This window comes from Synechocystis sp. FACHB-908, assembly GCF_014698595.1.
Lineage (GTDB): Bacteria > Cyanobacteriota > Cyanobacteriia > Cyanobacteriales > Microcystaceae > Synechocystis.
This window is the reverse complement of the sequence record NZ_JACJTH010000006.1, coordinates 165,460-181,285: the sequence shown is the minus strand read 5'-3', so window position 1 is coordinate 181,285 and position 15,826 is coordinate 165,460. Positions and strand designations below refer to the sequence as shown.

Sequence of the window (15,826 nt, the reverse complement as noted above, 5' to 3'; positions counted from 1 at the left end):
TCATGGAACCACTCCGATCCCATCCCGCACTCGGTTGTGAAATGTGACAGCGGCGACGATACTCTGGGGGTTGCCCCACGGCACAATAGTCCGATGCCAAGTTCCTCTTTCTTCAAACCCCCCAACGAGTAGTTGGAGGGTTTCGCTTTTGGCGCTGATGGGCTGATGGAATGATAAACATGGATAGTTGGCAGAAATAGGGTTTTCTTTCCTGTGCCATTGCTTGATAATGGTGTTAGGAGATGGCTATATGGTTAACTTAGCGATTTTCGTTGATTTATTCCTAGATAGGTATAAAGACTGTGGTAATTCCAACCCTTAAGGCACCCAATCGTAATGGACGAGCAAGCATTATTGTGAATGCCAAGGTGAAGCAGGAGGGTCGCTTAATTGCGGCTTCCCCTGTGACGGAAAGAATGGTCAATGCTTTGAAGGAATCGATCGCCGGTTGTTCCCCGGAAACGATTATTGAGACAGTGGCGGTGGCTAGTTTATGGTCGGATCAGGCCCAGCAACAAACCCAAATGGGGGGGCGAATTTACTGCCCGTTGACAATTCAGTTACCCCATTGGTTGGATTTTCCGGGACAAAGTATCTACCAGGCATGTCAGGAAATTAATGCCCGCCGTCAGTGGGTGAGCCAACAGCTTAATTTGCCTTTGTGTAGTGATGATAATTGGTTGGGGGATCATTGGTTACCGATTATTGTGACGGTCAATGGTATACAATTCTTACCTCTAATTTATGAGGGGATGATGCCCAATGCCTATGAGATGGTGTCCTGGGATTTACCCCCCTACCAACGCTACCAAAGTAGTTTAGAGAATTTGGCCCAGGCTTTGCTCAAGGAGCTAAAGGCTCCGCCAGCGGTTTATTTGCTACAGTTTAGCCTTGCCCAAGGATTATTATTTGACCGCCTTTGGCCATTTCCAGCGGCGCCGGCCATTGCCACCATTAACCACGGCCACGCCAATCTGTACACTTACCATTGGTGTTGTTTAAATAATCTGCCCCTACCGACTGGTTTGGACGATCGCCAACCCCAACAATTACTGAGCCTTTGACCATGCCCCAACCCATTACCCCCCAACCAGGGCAGGAGTCGGTGTGGGACTATCCCCGTCCCCCCAGAGTTGAAGCTTCTAGCCAAAGGGTCGTGGTCGTTTGTGAGGGGATCACCATTGCCGACAGTTGCTTGACCCAACGGGTGTTAGAGACAAGCCATCCACCGGTTTACTACTTTCCTCGCCAGGATGTCCGGACTGAGTATCTGGATATATCTACTAGACATTCCTATTGTGAATGGAAAGGGGAGGCTGGTTATTATCATTTCAGTTTAGGCGATCGCCGGCGAGATAACGTGGCCTGGTTTTACCCCACTCCCAATCCCAGTTTTAGTGCTATCAAAGATTACATAGCCTTTTACCCCAGTAAAATGGATGCTTGCTATGTGCATGACGAATTGGTCACTGCCCAGCCAGGGGATTTTTATGGGGGTTGGATTACAACCAAAATTGTTGGCCCTTTTAAAGGAGGCATTGGCACTTGGGGTTGGCGATTAGCCAGTCGATGCAGGGGCTGGTTGCAGCGGAGAGCAATATTTCGTTAGATTACCGAAAAGCACCCGATTGCTGTTGCAATTAACCATGGCCAAGTCCCATTCTTCTGGTTTGACAGTGCGTTGGCACCATGCGTTGGCGGAAATTCCCCAACCCCAGTGGGACCGTTTAGCCGTCCCCCTACAAACCCCCTTTCTCGAATGGCATTGGCTCAATAACTTAGAAACTTCCGGCAGTGCTGTCCGTAATACTGGCTGGCAGCCTTGTCATCTGACTGTATGGCAGGGGGAAACTCTACTAGGAGCAGCGGCTTTATATCTTAAAGGCCATAGTTACGGAGAATTTGTTTTTGATCATCAATGGGCCGATTTGGCGCAACGACTGGGCATTGACTATTATCCAAAGTTGTTGGGTATGGCTCCCTTTACCCCCGCCGAAGGCTATCGTTTTTTAATTGACCCTGAAGCTAATGAATCTTTGGTCACCCAGATTATGGTGGAAGCCATCGACCATTTTTGCCAAACCAATCAAATTTCCGGCTGTAATTTTTTGTTTGTCGATCGCCAATGGCAAAAGCAAATGGAAAGTTTAGGTTTTACTAGTTGGTTGCACCATAGTTATATCTGGCAAAATCAAAATTTTCAAGATTTTGACGATTATTTGCAAATTTTTAATGCCAATCAACGGCGTAATATTAAACGAGAACGAAAAGCGGTGCAAAAGGCTGGCTTACGCATTCAAGTTTTACAAGGAAATCAAATTCCCCATCATTTTTTTCCTGCAATTTATCGTTTTTATAGTAATACCTGTGACAAATTCTATTGGGGTAGTAAATACCTCACTAAAAAGTTCTTTCAGTCTTTGTACGAAGATTACCGGGCTAGGGTAGTTTTGGTGCTAGCCTTTCCAGAGCATGATGATCAACATCCCGTTGGTTTATCTTTCTGTTTACGCAAAGGCGATCGCCTCTATGGTCGCTACTGGGGAAGCCTAGCAGATTATGATTGTCTGCACTTTGAAGCTTGTTATTACCAACCCATTCAATGGGCCATTGGGGAAAACATTCAACTATTTGATCCAGGGGCAGGGGGACGCCACAAACGCCGTCGAGGTTTTCCCGCCACAGCTAACTACAGTTTGCATCGTTTCTATCACCCCAAAATGCAACAAATTTTGCAAATCTACATCGATGAAATTAATGCCATGGAGCAGGCAGAAATTGATGCCATTAACCAGGATTTGCCCTTTAGTAGAAAGGAGGTTAGTTTGGCATTAGAACAATAAAAGCTGACTCAATTATCCTGCTCACAAGACTGACAAAATAGCTCTCTTCTATTGGGAGAGTATCATTTCTACCAAATCTTCTGGAGCTTTAGCAACTTGATAAAAAAGACAACAGCAGTGGAAGGCAAATTACTCCTAGGAGAAATTTGCCGAGTTGATAGTAAACCTTGATCAACTCAAATAGAGTTAGAATGCGGAACCCGGGACTTGAACCCGGAAGTCCTTACGAACACTAGAACCTGAATCTAGCGCGTCTACCAATTCCGCCAGTTCCGCTTGCGGTGGTTTTGCTTACCGAAAGACCATCATCCCCCAGGATTGACTGGAAGTCAACAGGCTTTTGTCAAGAAATAATAGCGGCTTAATTTTTTTGATACCATGGGGAACTGCCGACTTTTCCCCGGCCCTATCCCGAAATCACCATGGCATTAATCGTTCAAAAATTTGGCGGCACTTCCGTTGGCACTGTGGAGCGTATTCAAGCGGTGGCCCAACGCATTAAACGAACTGTGCAGGGAGGCAACTCCCTGGTGGTGGTGGTGTCGGCCATGGGAAAAAGCACCGATGTGTTAGTGGATTTAGCCCAACAGATTTCCCCCAATCCCTGTCGCCGGGAGATGGATATGTTACTTTCCACCGGGGAACAGGTATCCATTGCTTTGCTGAGTTTAGCCTTGCAGGAAATAGACCAGCCCGCCATTTCCCTCACCGGAGCCCAGGTGGGCATCGTCACCGAGGCCGAACATAGCCGGGCCCGCATTCTAGAAATTCGTCCCGATCGCCTGGAGCACCATTTAAGGGAAGGGAAAGTGGTGGTAGTGGCTGGTTTCCAGGGCATCAGTAGCGTAGAACATCTAGAAATTACTACCCTGGGACGGGGCGGCTCAGACACCTCTGCCGTGGCCCTGGCGGCGGCATTGAAAGCGGATTTTTGCGAAATTTACACCGACGTACCGGGTATTCTCACCACTGATCCCCGTTTAGTGCCGGAAGCCCAACTGATGGCGGAAATCACCTGTGACGAGATGTTGGAATTAGCCAGTCTGGGGGCGAAAGTACTCCATCCCCGGGCGGTGGAAATTGCCCGCAATTATGGCATTCCCTTGGTGGTGCGTTCCAGTTGGAGTGATGAACCGGGCACAAAAGTAGTGGCTCCCCCGGTGCAAAACCGTTCCCTGGTAGGGCTTGAAATTGCCAAGGCAGTGGATGGGGTGGAATACGACGCCGATCAAGCCAAAGTCGCTCTGTTGCGAGTGCCCGATCGCCCTGGGGTGGCATCAAAATTATTTCGGGATATTGCCCAACAACAGGTGGACATTGATTTAATTATTCAATCCATCCATGACGGCAACAGTAATGACATTGCTTTCACTGTTGTCAAAGATTTACTCAATACAGCGGAAGCCGTTACCAGCGCCATTGCCCCGGCCCTACGCAGTTACCCCGAAGCGGATCAGGAAGCGGAAATTATTGTCGAAAAAGGCATCGCTAAAATTGCCATTGCCGGAGCCGGTATGATCGGTCGTCCTGGCATCGCCGCCAAAATGTTCAAAACTTTGGCCGATGTGGGGGTCAACATTGAAATGATTTCCACTTCGGAAGTGAAAGTTAGTTGTGTTATTGATCAACGGGACGCAGACCGGGCGATCGCCGCTTTATCCAATGCTTTTGGGGTAACTTTATCTCCGCCGAAAAACCAAACGGACACTTCCCATTTACCAGCGGTGCGGGGGGTAGCCCTGGACCAAGACCAGGCCCAAATTGCCATTCGCCACGTACCCGATCGCCCTGGCATGGCAGCCCAACTGTTCACCGCCCTAGCAGAAGCCAACATCAGTGTGGACATGATTATCCAATCCCAACGCTGTCGCATTAATCAAGGCACCCCCTGCCGGGACATTGCTTTTATGGTGGCGGAAGGGGATAGCAGTCAGGCTGAGGCGATTTTGCAACCCCTGATCAAAGATTGGCTCGATGCGGCCATAGTTGTGAACAAAGCCATTGCCAAAGTCAGCATTGTCGGTTCCGGCATGATTGGCCATCCGGGGGTGGCGGCCCACTTCTTTGCTGCCCTGGCCCAGGAAAATATCAACATTGAAATGATTGCCACGTCGGAAATCAAAATCAGTTGTGTGGTGCCCCAGGATCGGGGAGTGGATGCTTTGAAAGCTGCCCACAGCGCCTTTAACTTAGCTGGCACGAAAACCGTCACTGTTCCAGCTTAGATCCTACTTTTCAAACACTCTTTAAAGGATTAAAAGAATATCTTTACTTTACGATTCACTTACCCTATCTATGAATGCTTTGAACTACTGGCTGAGCTGATCAGTCAAGTCGGAGTTCTGCTTACTTCTCGCCCCGTTAGCCAAAATACAAAATAACATTAACGTATAGTCTTAACCATTATTAGACGATTCAAATACAAATGACCAGAAATGTCCAGTTTGAAATCGCACTCTCCTTCGCAGGCGAAGATAGAGAATACGTTGATCGCGTCGCCAATCTTTTGCGTGAGGCTGGTGTAACTGTTTTCTATGACATTTTTGAAGAAGCCAATCTCTGGGGCAAAAACCTCTACGACTATCTTTCTGAGATTTATCAGGATAAGGCATTATTTACAATAATGTTCATTTCGGAACACTATTCAAGAAAGATGTGGACAAACCACGAACGGCAGGCAATGCAAGCTCGGGCCTTCCAAGAGCACCAGGAGTACATTCTTCCTGCACGCTTTGATGAAACCCCTATTCCGAGCGTCCTCCCAACAGTTGGCTATATTTCACTTCGAAGCAAGACACCCGAGGAATTCGTCGAAACAATCAAGCAAAAACTTATCGCTACTGGAAGAACAGTGCCATCCGCTTCGCTCAGGCGGGACTTCTTCACATTTGAAACCATTCTACGGCGTGAGCCAATCCATGCCACAGTCACCGTTATTGACTCCTCAGAGAAGCCGGTCGCATCCGCAATCGTTGTAGCAATCGCAGACAACAACACAACTAAGCAAGCTCAAACAGATCACTCAGGCATTGCCAAACTTGACATACCAACACGTCGGAAATACCAGTTGTTAGTCGCACATCCACAGTATCCCGGATCCATAGTTTCAACTTGGGATCCAGGATATGATATTCGAATAGTTGTGACTACAGTAGAGAATACAGGCTCAGTAATCTGCCATAGTACCTGCCACATTCCGGGTTTAGAGGGCCGCCTTAATCCAATACTCGATACCGGCTTTCGTAAGTATCTGTACGCCGACAACATCGCTATCGACGGCGGCAAACAACAACCGGCACACTTCGAGATAGACTCCCCAATTGAATTAGAAGACTCGAACGGCCTAGTTATGCTAGTGCGGGTACTTCACATACAGGGCAGAACATCGCTCATCCAATATGTACGACCCTGCAACGCCTAACGCGCCTTGCACGATTTTTTGGAAATTTGCCCGAGTTTTGGTTAAATGCACAACATTCAGTCGATTTATGGGATGTGGCCCAGGCAAGTGAGGAAGATATTTCCAAAATTCGGCCACTCAACGTTGTCTGATTTTTTCATTGCCTTCATGCCAAAATTTAGGGAGTGGTTTATCCACAAACCTTTTTCCTGCGACTTAAACCTTTCCGTTTTTCCATCACCATGACCCACACCGCCGTTGCCAATCCGCTCCTTCAAGGCCGGGACTTGCCTGCCTTTGACAAAATTCAACCCACCGATGTGGAGCCCGCAGTGACTACCCTGGTGCAGGAATTAGAAGCCCAATTAACTGAGTTAGAAAAATCTGTGCAGCCCACCTGGGAAGGATTGGTGGAACCTCTGACGGCCCTGGAAGAAAAACTGAGTTGGACCTGGGGCACCGTTTCCCATTTGATGGGGGTGAAAAATAGCCCCGAATTGCGCCATGGCTTTGAACAAGTGCAACCGTTAGTGGTAGGTTTCATTAGTCGGTTGGGGCAGAGTCGTCCCCTTTATGAAGCCTTTGTGGCCCTGCGGGATAGCGCTGAATGGGGAAATCTAGAACCAGCCCAGCAACGGATTGTGGAAAGTAATATCCGGGAAGCGGAACTAGGGGGCGTAGGTTTAACGGGGGAAAAACGGGACAGGTTTAACGCCATTCAATTGGAATTAGCGGAACTGGCCACCAAATTTTCCAATAACGTGTTGGATGCCAGCCAAGCGTTTGAGTTGAAACTGACCACCAAGGAAGAAATTGCCGGCTTGCCACCGAGTTTATTGGCTTTAGCCGCCCAAACTGCCCAACAGAAAGGGGAAGACAATGCTACTCCCGAGGAGGGCCCCTGGCTAATTACCTTGGACTATCCTAGCTATCTTCCTTTTATGAAATATAGCCAACGGGAGGATCTGCGGGAAAAGGTTTACCGGGCGTTTATTCGTCGGGCAGCGGATGGGCAGTGGGATAACCATCCCTTAATTGAGAGAATTTTGGCGCTACGGTTGGAAAAAGCCCAGTTGCTAGGTTTTGAAACCTATGCAGAGTTAAGTTTGTCCCGCAAAATGGCCCCCAATGTGGCCGCAGTGGAAAAACTGTTGGAGGAGTTACGGGTTCCCAGTTATAAGGCGGCGGAGCAGGAATTTGCCGATCTACAGAAATTTGCTGGGGTGGAAGAGCTACACCATTGGGATACGGCCTATTGGTCAGAACGGCAACGGGAACAGGAATTTGATTTTGATGCGGAGGCTCTGCGGCCCTATTTCCCCCTACCCCAGGTACTGGAAGGATTATTTGCCTTGGCTAAGCGACTATTTGGGGTCACCATTCAAGCCAGTGAAGAAGAGGTTCCTGTTTGGCACCCGGATGTGCAATTTTTCCGAGTGTTGGATGAATCGGGCACGGCGATCGCCAGTTTTTATTTAGATGCCTACAGTCGGCCGGCGGAAAAACGGGGCGGTGCCTGGATGGCGGATTGCTTAAACCGGGGTCAGGAATTAATCAATGGGCAAAAATCCCTACGTTTGCCAGTAGCTTATCTAATTTGTAACCAAACGCCGCCGGTGGGGGATCAGCCCAGCCTGATGACTTTTTACGAAGTGACTACCCTGTTCCATGAATTTGGCCATGGGTTGCAGCATTTACTAACCACCGTTAATTACAGCGGTGCGGCGGGCATCAATAATGTGGAATGGGATGCGGTGGAACTGCCCAGTCAGTTTATGGAAAATTGGTGCTATGACCCCACCACCCTGTTTAGTTTGGCCAAGCATTACCAAACCGGGGAGACTTTGCCCCAGGCGGAATACGAAAAAATCCTCGCCACCCGCAACTTTATGACCGGCTCTGCCATGCTCCGGCAGATTAACTTCAGCCTGCTGGATTTAGAACTACACCACCGTTACCGTCCCGACGGCCCGGAAACCATTGAGCAAATTGGCGATCGCCTGGCGAAAATCACCACCATTTTGCCTCCCCTGCCGGAAAATGCTTTCCTCTGCTCCTTTGGCCACATCTTTGCCGGGGGCTATGCCGCCGGTTACTACAGCTATAAATGGGCGGAAGTACTCAGTGCCGATGCCTTTGCCGCCTTTGAGGAGGTGGGCTTAGACAATGAAGCTGCGGTGCAAACTACGGGTAAACGTTTTCGAGAAACGGTGTTGGCCTTGGGGGGAAGCTTAGCGCCCGCAGTGGTCTTTGAAAAATTCCGGGGGCGACAACCGCAAACTGCTCCGCTGTTGCGTCATAACGGTTTGTTACCCAGTGCAACCTGATCAATTGCCCGATTGATGAATTGAGCAATGAACCCTAGCAACTCCCCTATCTCCCCGACTTAGCCATAGGATTCGGTGGAGTTGGGGGTTCAAGGTATAATTCTGAATACTATTGGGAATAGCCTAAATTACAGTGTCCATTCAACTCGGTATCATCGGCGGTGGAGTAATGGCTGAAGCCATCCTGGCCCGCTTAATCGCAGAAAAGACCTATGCCCCAGAAGAAATAATTGTGGGGGAGCCCCACGGTGCCCGGCGGGATTATCTCCAAAAAACCTATCAAGTTCGGGTTTCCCCCGATAACCAAGAGGCGGCTAATGTTTCTGAAGTGCTGCTGTTGGCCGTCAAACCCCAGGTGCTAGACCGGGTGCTAGCCAGTTTAGCAGGAGGAGCCAATCGTCCCCTGGTAATTTCCATTTTGGCCGGGGTTTCTCTGCAAAGAATTCAAAAGGGTTTTCCCGACCATGCCATCATCCGGGCCATGCCCAATACCCCCGCCACCGTTGGGGCCGGTATGACGGCGATCGCCGCGAATAAAATGGTGGAGCCGGATCAGTTGGCTAAGGCTAAGGCCATCTTTTCGGCGGTGGGCAATGTGGTGGAGGTGCCGGAAAATTTAATGGATGCGGTGACGGGGGTTTCCGGTTCGGGACCGGCCTACGTAGCTTTGATGATCGAAGCCCTGGCCGATGGTGGTGTTTTGGCCGGATTACCCAGGGCGATCGCCCAAAAATTGGCTTTGCAAACAGTGTTGGGCACAGCGGAGTTAATCAAGGAAACGGAGGAGCACCCTGCCCAGATTAAAGATAAAGTTACCAGTCCGGGGGGCACCACCATTGCTGGGGTAGCGGTATTGGAGAAGATGGGTTTTCGTTCCGCCATCATCGAAGCAGTGCGGGCGGCCTATCGCCGTTCCCAGGAATTGGGCAAAAAATAAATGGACAACGGAATTTAATGCAGCGCTTGATGCAAACTTTTCAAACTAGGCAAATCGAACATCAAAGCATCGTCGGGGTTAACTTCTGTGAAATGGTGTACTAGCAATAGGCCCACAATGGTCCAGGTTTGGTAGGAACGGGATTGTTGCCCGACCCAAAAGCCCGTGGGGCCATCAAAATATTCAGCCCATTTATGCTTGGGCAAACGGCGCAAAAGCACCTCATAGTTATTGCGAATTAGGTTCCCCATTTCCGCATACTCCACCGTGCCGTAGTTGGAATGGCAGCTATGGCGGAGCACCGCCACCACCAGAAACCAAAATAAACAGGGCCAATGGCCGGCGTTGTGGTAGCACCAGGGTAAATTTTTGCGGTCAAAGCCGGTTTTACTGCGCCAATCGTCATCTTTGAGGGGGGGATGGCAAATCCTCAGGGGCATTTGGGCACATAACTCCCGCTGATTATTTAATACCAAACGGAAAAAGGAACGTTGCTGGGCCAAGCTAGTGACATCGAAAATTGCCCCCAAGCAATTACCCAGGGAGAAAAAGCGAAAATCGGGGCGACCCGTGCGGATATTGCCGATTAAATAGCCTCCCCGATCGCCGAGCCAATCCTGGAGCCAGTTGGGAATGGTTTCTGTGTGGACATTATGTTCGTTGCTGGCTTCTTCACCGTACTGTTCCGTGGGACGGCGGCGGAGAGCTTGGACAATATTGCAATTAATCCAATAATGCTTGAGCAGATAGGTGCGGAGTTTTTTGAGCCAATCCACACTCAGGTTAAATTGATGACTCTGCTCCATCGTGAAGCTGTCAAAAGGATGGTCTTTATTGCTGCAATAACCCTTCGCCTTGAGGTCGATTAACAGTAACCCCGCCGCACTTTTCAGGGCTCCGTAGAGCAGGGTTTGGATTTCCAACGGCGCTCCCCACACATCCATGGGGCGGTCAATCATAAAGGCCCCGTCGGGCACAAACAAAGTGGGTGCATCCCGAAAGACTGGATGGAGAATGAGGTTTAAAAACTTTTGTAGCCCCAATTGCACATGGGTTTGTCTAGCCCAGGCTTCATTGCCGGTTCTTTGCACGTAGTAATAGGCCAAAATAGGCCACCAGAGGGACGCATCCACCGAGCAAACTCGACCGATCGCCCGTTGGCCATAGTCTGCCTTGAGTTCATGGTTTTCCGTTTCCACAAAACTAGTGGGAAAAATGCCGTAGGTGGGAAAGCCCTTACTTTGGAGGGTGAGGCAAATTTCCAAAAAGTTTTGGACAATTTCCGTTTCATTTTGCAGTAACAAGAAGATCATCACCGGCACATTGTCCCGAATGAAAACTTCCGTATAGTTCAAATCATGGTGATCCGATTGGGGAATGGCCGCCACCGTCCCCACGTATTGCCCATTGATTTTGACCATGGCTTTTTCGTAGAGCAAACGGCGGGCCTGGTCTAGGATTTGTTGAGCCTGGGGGGATTTCATAGCAAAAGATTAGGATTAATCTATGGGTCAAACTTAATTTTCCTGAACTAGTCTGACGATGTAAAGCATTTGGTTTGCTAGGCTGACAGATAGTAGGGTTCTAGCTCGTTCCCTCAATATCCAATATCCCAACACTGGCAGATTTTTACCCGGCTTTCCCTGAAACTGGTGGATCAGGGGATTTTTAAAATTTACCCTAGGCCGACAGATGGGCGATCGCCACATTGCCAATGGAGCTATCAAAACTAACATTGAGCAATGTTTGCCAACGGGCTAAAATTTCCTGTTCTCCCCTACGGTTAATGTCATCCAAAATGATGGTGCTGTGGGGTGCCAATTGCGGTTGGAAAAAAGGCACTGCAGGAAACCGGGAATATTGAATGTCTTCTCGGTAGGCGGGCGGTCCATCTACTAACAGGCAATCAATGGTTTTGCTAGCGGGCAACTGGTGACGGATCTTCTGGCGATCGTACCACTGTCCATTGTCCAAGGCCAGTTCGCAGGGTTCCAAGGGGGCATGGATGAGCTGGACATAGGTGGTCAACTCTTCCCTCGCCAATGCATCATGCAAAAAATTTAACCAATCCAAATTATTTTCGATACAGTGGAGTCGGCCCTGCAAACCATTGCGACGAAATAAACGGGCAATGTACAACGTAGATACTCCACCACCACATTCCACAATGGATAGATGTTTACGAATTAAAATCGTGTTGAGAATTTGTACCAATCCACTGGGGCGGAGGGCATAGCCACTCCAAGGCAAATAGTTGCCTGTCAACGGAGCCAAGTACTGCATGGCCAAGCTATCTTCCCAAATTTCTTGCAATCTTTGGTGGTCTGTTTCTGGAGGCAGGAAAGAAGGATTGGGCATACAGATTAATTACAAAAATCAGATTAAAGCTTGAGGTTAACATTCGTTTGGTATTCTGTCATATGGTTCCGGCTCAACATCGGGAACCTTAGACAAAATCGCTTCATACTTTAACCGACTACCTCTTGTAGCTCTTTCTTTAAGATAATTTTCAGTCATTAAAGCAGAGACTTTTTCGGCGATCGCACTAGATATAAATTGGTCTATGGAAATTCCATCACGAGTGGCAAGGTCAGACAAGCTTTTGTGTAATGAGTCAGGAATTTGAACTTGAACAATACTCATGGCAACTTTCCTATTACGCGTAAAAACTCTGAAGGCTCCAGGACATTTAACCCAAACTGCTCTACGCCGACAAAATCACGAGCGTTATAGGTGATTATAGTCTGACAGCCCGCTTTGACGGCAAGCTCTAACACCATTTCATCTTTGGGATCACGTAGGAAAGGTCGCCAAAGAAAGAAAATTTCATGTCGTATTCCTACTGCACAGTAGAAATCAATTAATTCACCAACTTCTTCAGAACTCAAGTAAAGGTTCGGCAATTCCCGTAGTAAAACTTCTTCGTATTCGAGCAGTAAAGGGACTGACAAGTGCATGTCAAATTGCTCTGTACCAACCAGGGTAAGTAACCTAAACGAACTACCACGCCTAGACCTTAATCCAGCAATAATAGCTTGTTTGCAAAGTTGTATTTTGCCCCCTAAATCCCCCAATACTGGGGGACTTTTAATACTTTCCCCCCAAACTTGGGGGGCTAGGGGGGCATTTAAAACAGACTCTAACGACTTGGGGTAATGACATTAAAAACTGGAAAACAATTCATATCAATAAGTCTCAACTCTATCACGGCAAGAGTGGAGTACGGTTTGAAGCCCATTCCAGCACTTTATCATCAAATTTAATCAGGGGTTAAACAGCGATCGCCCCCTCAGAGTCACTGGGCAAGTTGGGATAGTTCACTGTAGTTGGGCTTAAAATCAAAGGCAGTTTACTTACCGCTGGAGCAAGCCATGGAAGGGCAGTCAATCGAACTAGAACTAAGTGTCATGGCAATGCCGGAGTTAATCGACAGTACTGAAGCAGGCCATACCGCCGGGGTGAAAACTGATTCCAATCCCCAGGCGATCGCCCAAGACCGTCGTTGGACCATTGACGACAGCGAAAACCTCTACCGCATCACTGGTTGGGGGGAACCTTACTTTTCCATTAATGCGGCCGGCCATGTGACCGTTTCTCCCCAGGCTGACCATGGGGGAGCGTTGGATTTGTACGAACTGGTTAAGGGTTTGAGGCAAAGAAATATTGGCTTGCCTTTACTGTTGCGCTTTTCTGATATTCTGGCTGACCGCATCAATCGCCTCAATGCGGCCTTTGCCCGGGGCATTGCCCGTTACCGCTATCCCAACACCTACCGGGGGGTTTATCCCATTAAGTGCAACCAGCATCGCCACATTGTGGAATCCCTGGTGCGCTACGGCACTCCCTATAATTTTGGCTTGGAAGCCGGTTCTAAACCGGAGTTGATGATTGCCCTGGCTATGCTCCAACCCCAGGAGAACCCAGAGCCGGATCAACAAAATCAGCCTTTACTAATTTGTAATGGTTATAAAGACCGGGAATATATTGAAACCGCCTTGCTAGCCCGTCGTCTGGGGCATCGGCCGATTATTGTGGTGGAGCAGGTAGCGGAGGTGGCCTTGGCCATCGAAATTTCCAGCAATCTGGGCATTAAGCCAATTTTGGGGGTACGGGCCAAACTGAGTACCCAGGGCATGGGCCGTTGGGGCATTTCCACTGGCGATCGGGCTAAATTTGGTTTAACCATCCCGGAAATGTTGACGGCGATCGAGCAACTGCGCCGAGCTGATATGTTGGACAGTCTGCAATTGCTCCATTTTCACATCGGTTCCCAGATCTCTTCCATCTCTGTGATCAAAGAAGCGATGACGGAAGCCAGCCAAATTTTTGTCCAGTTGGCCAAGCTGGGGGCCAATATGCGCTACCTGGATGTGGGGGGCGGACTAGGGGTGGACTACGACGGTTCCAAAACCAATTTTTACGCTTCCAAAAATTACAACATCCAGAATTACGTTAATGATGTGATTTCGGCAGTGCAGGATGCCTGTGTGGCCGCTGAAGTGCCCTGTCCTGTGCTGATTAGTGAAAGCGGCCGGGCGATCGCCAGCCATCAGTCAGTACTCATTTTTGATGTTGTGGCCACCAATGACATTAATCCCCCCTTGCCTAAGGTGAAGGGCAAAGACCATGCCATTTTGCGTAATTTGATGGAAACCTGGGAAACCATTACGGTGGATAATTACCAAGAGGCGTACCATGATGTGGAACAGTTTAAAACTGAAGCCATTAGTTTATTTAACTTTGGTTATTTAGGTCTGAAAGAAAGGGCTAAAGCAGAGGAGCTTTATTGGGCTTGTTGCCGCAAGATTTTACAAATTTGCCGTCAGCAAGAATACGTCCCCGATGATTTGGAAAATTTGGAAGTTAACTTGGCTTCTATTTACTACGCCAATATGTCGGTGTTTCAGTCGGCCCCGGATTCCTGGGCGATCGATCAACTTTTCCCGATTATGCCCATCCACCGTTTGGATGAAGAACCCACCCAGCGGGGCATTCTGGCGGATATTACCTGCGACAGTGATGGCAAAATTGACCAATTTATTGACCTGCGGGATGTCAAATCAGTATTGGAATTGCATCCTTTAATAGAAGTGCATCAGCCAGGGACTCCCCCCAGGGTGGAACCCTATTATTTGGGCATGTTTTTGGTGGGGGCTTACCAAGAAATTATGGGTAATTTACATAATTTATTTGGGGACATCAATGTGGTGCATATTCAGATGAATCCGAAAGGTTACCAAATTGAACATTTAGTGAGGGGGGATACCATCGCCGAAGTGTTGGGCTATGTGCAGTACGATCCCGAAGATTTGCTGGAAAATATGCGCCGCTACTGTGAACAGGCCATGGAAGATAAACGTATGAGCTTGGAGGAAGCCCAATTATTGCTGGAAAATTACGAGCGCAGTTTGTTGCAATACACCTACCTCAAGCCCACTTCAGGCATCCACACCAGCTAAATTGACGATGGTGGGGAATGGTAGAGCATTACAAAATATTCAAATCTCCTGTTCTCAATTCAGAACAAATTCGCCTCTTTGCCTATTTGCTTAAGCGCTTATGGGGCAGGAACTGGTTATCAAAATTGGGTCTGGCCTGACTAGGGGGTTGGGCAGTGGCCGAGTCAGCGATGGGTCGCGGGGCTTCGGGATTGGCCACTGGAATGGTGGTGGTGGTATTGCCACTAGAATTAGCCGGAGGCATGAGGTTAGCGGCCGTATCAGAAGAGGCTGGAGTTTCCGTGGTAGCTACTTCTTCCGTTACCTGAGTTGTTTCCGTTGTCCCACCCGGTTCCGTTTGTGCTGTGGTGGTTTCTTCAATAACGGCAATGTTCGTAGTGCTTTCTGTTGGGGCGATCGCCGTGGGGGTTTCTTCGGTGGGGACTTTGGTATCAGGGCCGCCATTGTTAGCAGTAGCCTGGGGGTTGGGGGCAGTGGTTTCCACCAGGTAGGATTCCCCTAATTTTTCCGGGCCAATGAAAATGGGTTCAAAGGCAACTTCTCCCCGGATGCTCAGCACGGTGCCTTTACGGGGTAATTGGCGATCGGTTTTGACCCAGACCCGTCCGGTTTTATCTTGAATTTGGTAAGCACCCCCTTCCAAAAATGGGGCCACATTAACCACAATGCCCTGGATATTCACCGTCCGTTGATTGGAAATTTCCTCCAGTTTGGCAATGTCCAAATATTCCTGGGCCATGCCAAAGGGATTGATGGGGCTACAACTTACCATCCAGCCACTCAGGAACAGGGGAAAGAATAGTTTTCGACTTACCCAGGATAGCTTGGCAGTCATTGTCGCCCTCACAATCAATAGCTTC

13 protein-coding genes and 1 tRNA gene are annotated in these 15,826 nt (G+C 48.8%); 8 read left to right on the top strand and 6 right to left on the bottom strand.

The window, feature by feature from the left end:
* Window positions 1–302 precede the first annotated feature (302 nt).
* The 3 genes from H6G46_RS01590 to H6G46_RS01580 are packed head-to-tail and all read left to right on the top strand — an operon-like array spanning window position 303 to window position 2,843.
* Window positions 303–1,064 carry a hypothetical protein gene (locus tag H6G46_RS01590; protein ID WP_010874155.1) on the top strand — a complete coding sequence of 254 codons (762 nt, stop codon included), beginning with the start codon at window positions 303–305 and terminating at the stop codon, window positions 1,062–1,064.
* Between the two features lie 2 nt (window positions 1,065–1,066).
* Window positions 1,067–1,609 (top strand): DUF427 domain-containing protein, encoded by a 543-nt coding sequence (locus tag H6G46_RS01585; RefSeq protein WP_010874156.1) that lies wholly within the window; start codon window positions 1,067–1,069, stop codon window positions 1,607–1,609.
* 37 nt (window positions 1,610–1,646) lie between these two features.
* Window positions 1,647–2,843 (top strand): GNAT family N-acetyltransferase, encoded by a 1,197-nt coding sequence (locus tag H6G46_RS01580; RefSeq protein WP_010874157.1) that lies wholly within the window; start codon window positions 1,647–1,649, stop codon window positions 2,841–2,843.
* Between the two features lie 192 nt (window positions 2,844–3,035).
* On the opposite strand, the gene H6G46_RS01575 is transcribed toward H6G46_RS01580, so the two are convergent.
* Window positions 3,036–3,119, bottom strand: a tRNA-Leu gene (locus H6G46_RS01575).
* A gap of 146 nt (window positions 3,120–3,265) precedes the next feature.
* Here H6G46_RS01575 and H6G46_RS01570 point away from each other — a divergent pair.
* The 4 genes from H6G46_RS01570 to proC all read left to right on the top strand — a co-directional run bounded on the left by H6G46_RS01570 (window position 3,266) and on the right by proC (window position 9,507).
* Entirely contained in the window at window positions 3,266–5,068 is a 1,803-nt protein-coding gene (locus H6G46_RS01570) for an aspartate kinase (protein ID WP_010874158.1), read from the top strand.
* A gap of 200 nt (window positions 5,069–5,268) precedes the next feature.
* On the top strand, window positions 5,269–6,264 hold the full coding sequence (locus tag H6G46_RS01565; protein WP_010874159.1) for a toll/interleukin-1 receptor domain-containing protein: 996 nt from the start codon (window positions 5,269–5,271) through the stop codon (window positions 6,262–6,264).
* Window positions 6,265–6,485: 221 nt separating this feature from the next.
* Window positions 6,486–8,570, top strand: coding sequence for a M3 family metallopeptidase (locus H6G46_RS01560; protein ID WP_014407162.1), 2,085 nt, complete (start codon window positions 6,486–6,488; stop codon window positions 8,568–8,570).
* Window positions 8,571–8,703: 133 nt separating this feature from the next.
* Window positions 8,704–9,507, top strand: a complete 804-nt coding sequence (gene proC, locus H6G46_RS01555) for a pyrroline-5-carboxylate reductase (RefSeq protein ID WP_010874161.1) — start codon at window positions 8,704–8,706, stop codon at window positions 9,505–9,507.
* Between the two features lie 14 nt (window positions 9,508–9,521).
* Here the strand turns inward: proC and H6G46_RS01550 are convergent, their stop codons facing one another.
* The 4 genes from H6G46_RS01550 to H6G46_RS01535 form a co-directional block, all read right to left on the bottom strand.
* Window positions 9,522–10,991, bottom strand: a complete 1,470-nt coding sequence (locus H6G46_RS01550) for a glycoside hydrolase 100 family protein (RefSeq protein WP_010874162.1) — start codon at window positions 10,989–10,991, stop codon at window positions 9,522–9,524.
* A 196-nt stretch (window positions 10,992–11,187) separates the two neighbouring features.
* A complete protein-coding gene (locus H6G46_RS01545) occupies window positions 11,188–11,865 on the bottom strand; it encodes a class I SAM-dependent methyltransferase (RefSeq protein WP_010874163.1) in 678 nt (225 codons plus the stop codon).
* A 36-nt stretch (window positions 11,866–11,901) separates the two neighbouring features.
* Window positions 11,902–12,150 carry a hypothetical protein gene (locus H6G46_RS01540; RefSeq protein WP_020861940.1) on the bottom strand — a complete coding sequence of 83 codons (249 nt, stop codon included), beginning with the start codon at window positions 12,148–12,150 and terminating at the stop codon, window positions 11,902–11,904.
* On the bottom strand, window positions 12,147–12,581 hold the full coding sequence (locus H6G46_RS01535; RefSeq protein ID WP_199303515.1) for a putative toxin-antitoxin system toxin component, PIN family: 435 nt from the start codon (window positions 12,579–12,581) through the stop codon (window positions 12,147–12,149). The genes H6G46_RS01540 and H6G46_RS01535 overlap by 4 nt, the downstream gene beginning before the upstream one ends.
* 297 nt (window positions 12,582–12,878) lie before the next feature.
* On the opposite strand from H6G46_RS01535, the gene speA reads away from it, so the two are divergent.
* Entirely contained in the window at window positions 12,879–14,966 is a 2,088-nt protein-coding gene (speA, locus tag H6G46_RS01530; RefSeq protein WP_010874165.1) for a biosynthetic arginine decarboxylase, read from the top strand.
* A gap of 82 nt (window positions 14,967–15,048) precedes the next feature.
* Here the strand turns inward: speA and H6G46_RS01525 are convergent, their stop codons facing one another.
* Window positions 15,049–15,801, bottom strand: coding sequence for a hypothetical protein (locus H6G46_RS01525; RefSeq protein WP_223211306.1), 753 nt, complete (start codon window positions 15,799–15,801; stop codon window positions 15,049–15,051).
* Window positions 15,802–15,826 lie beyond the last annotated feature (25 nt).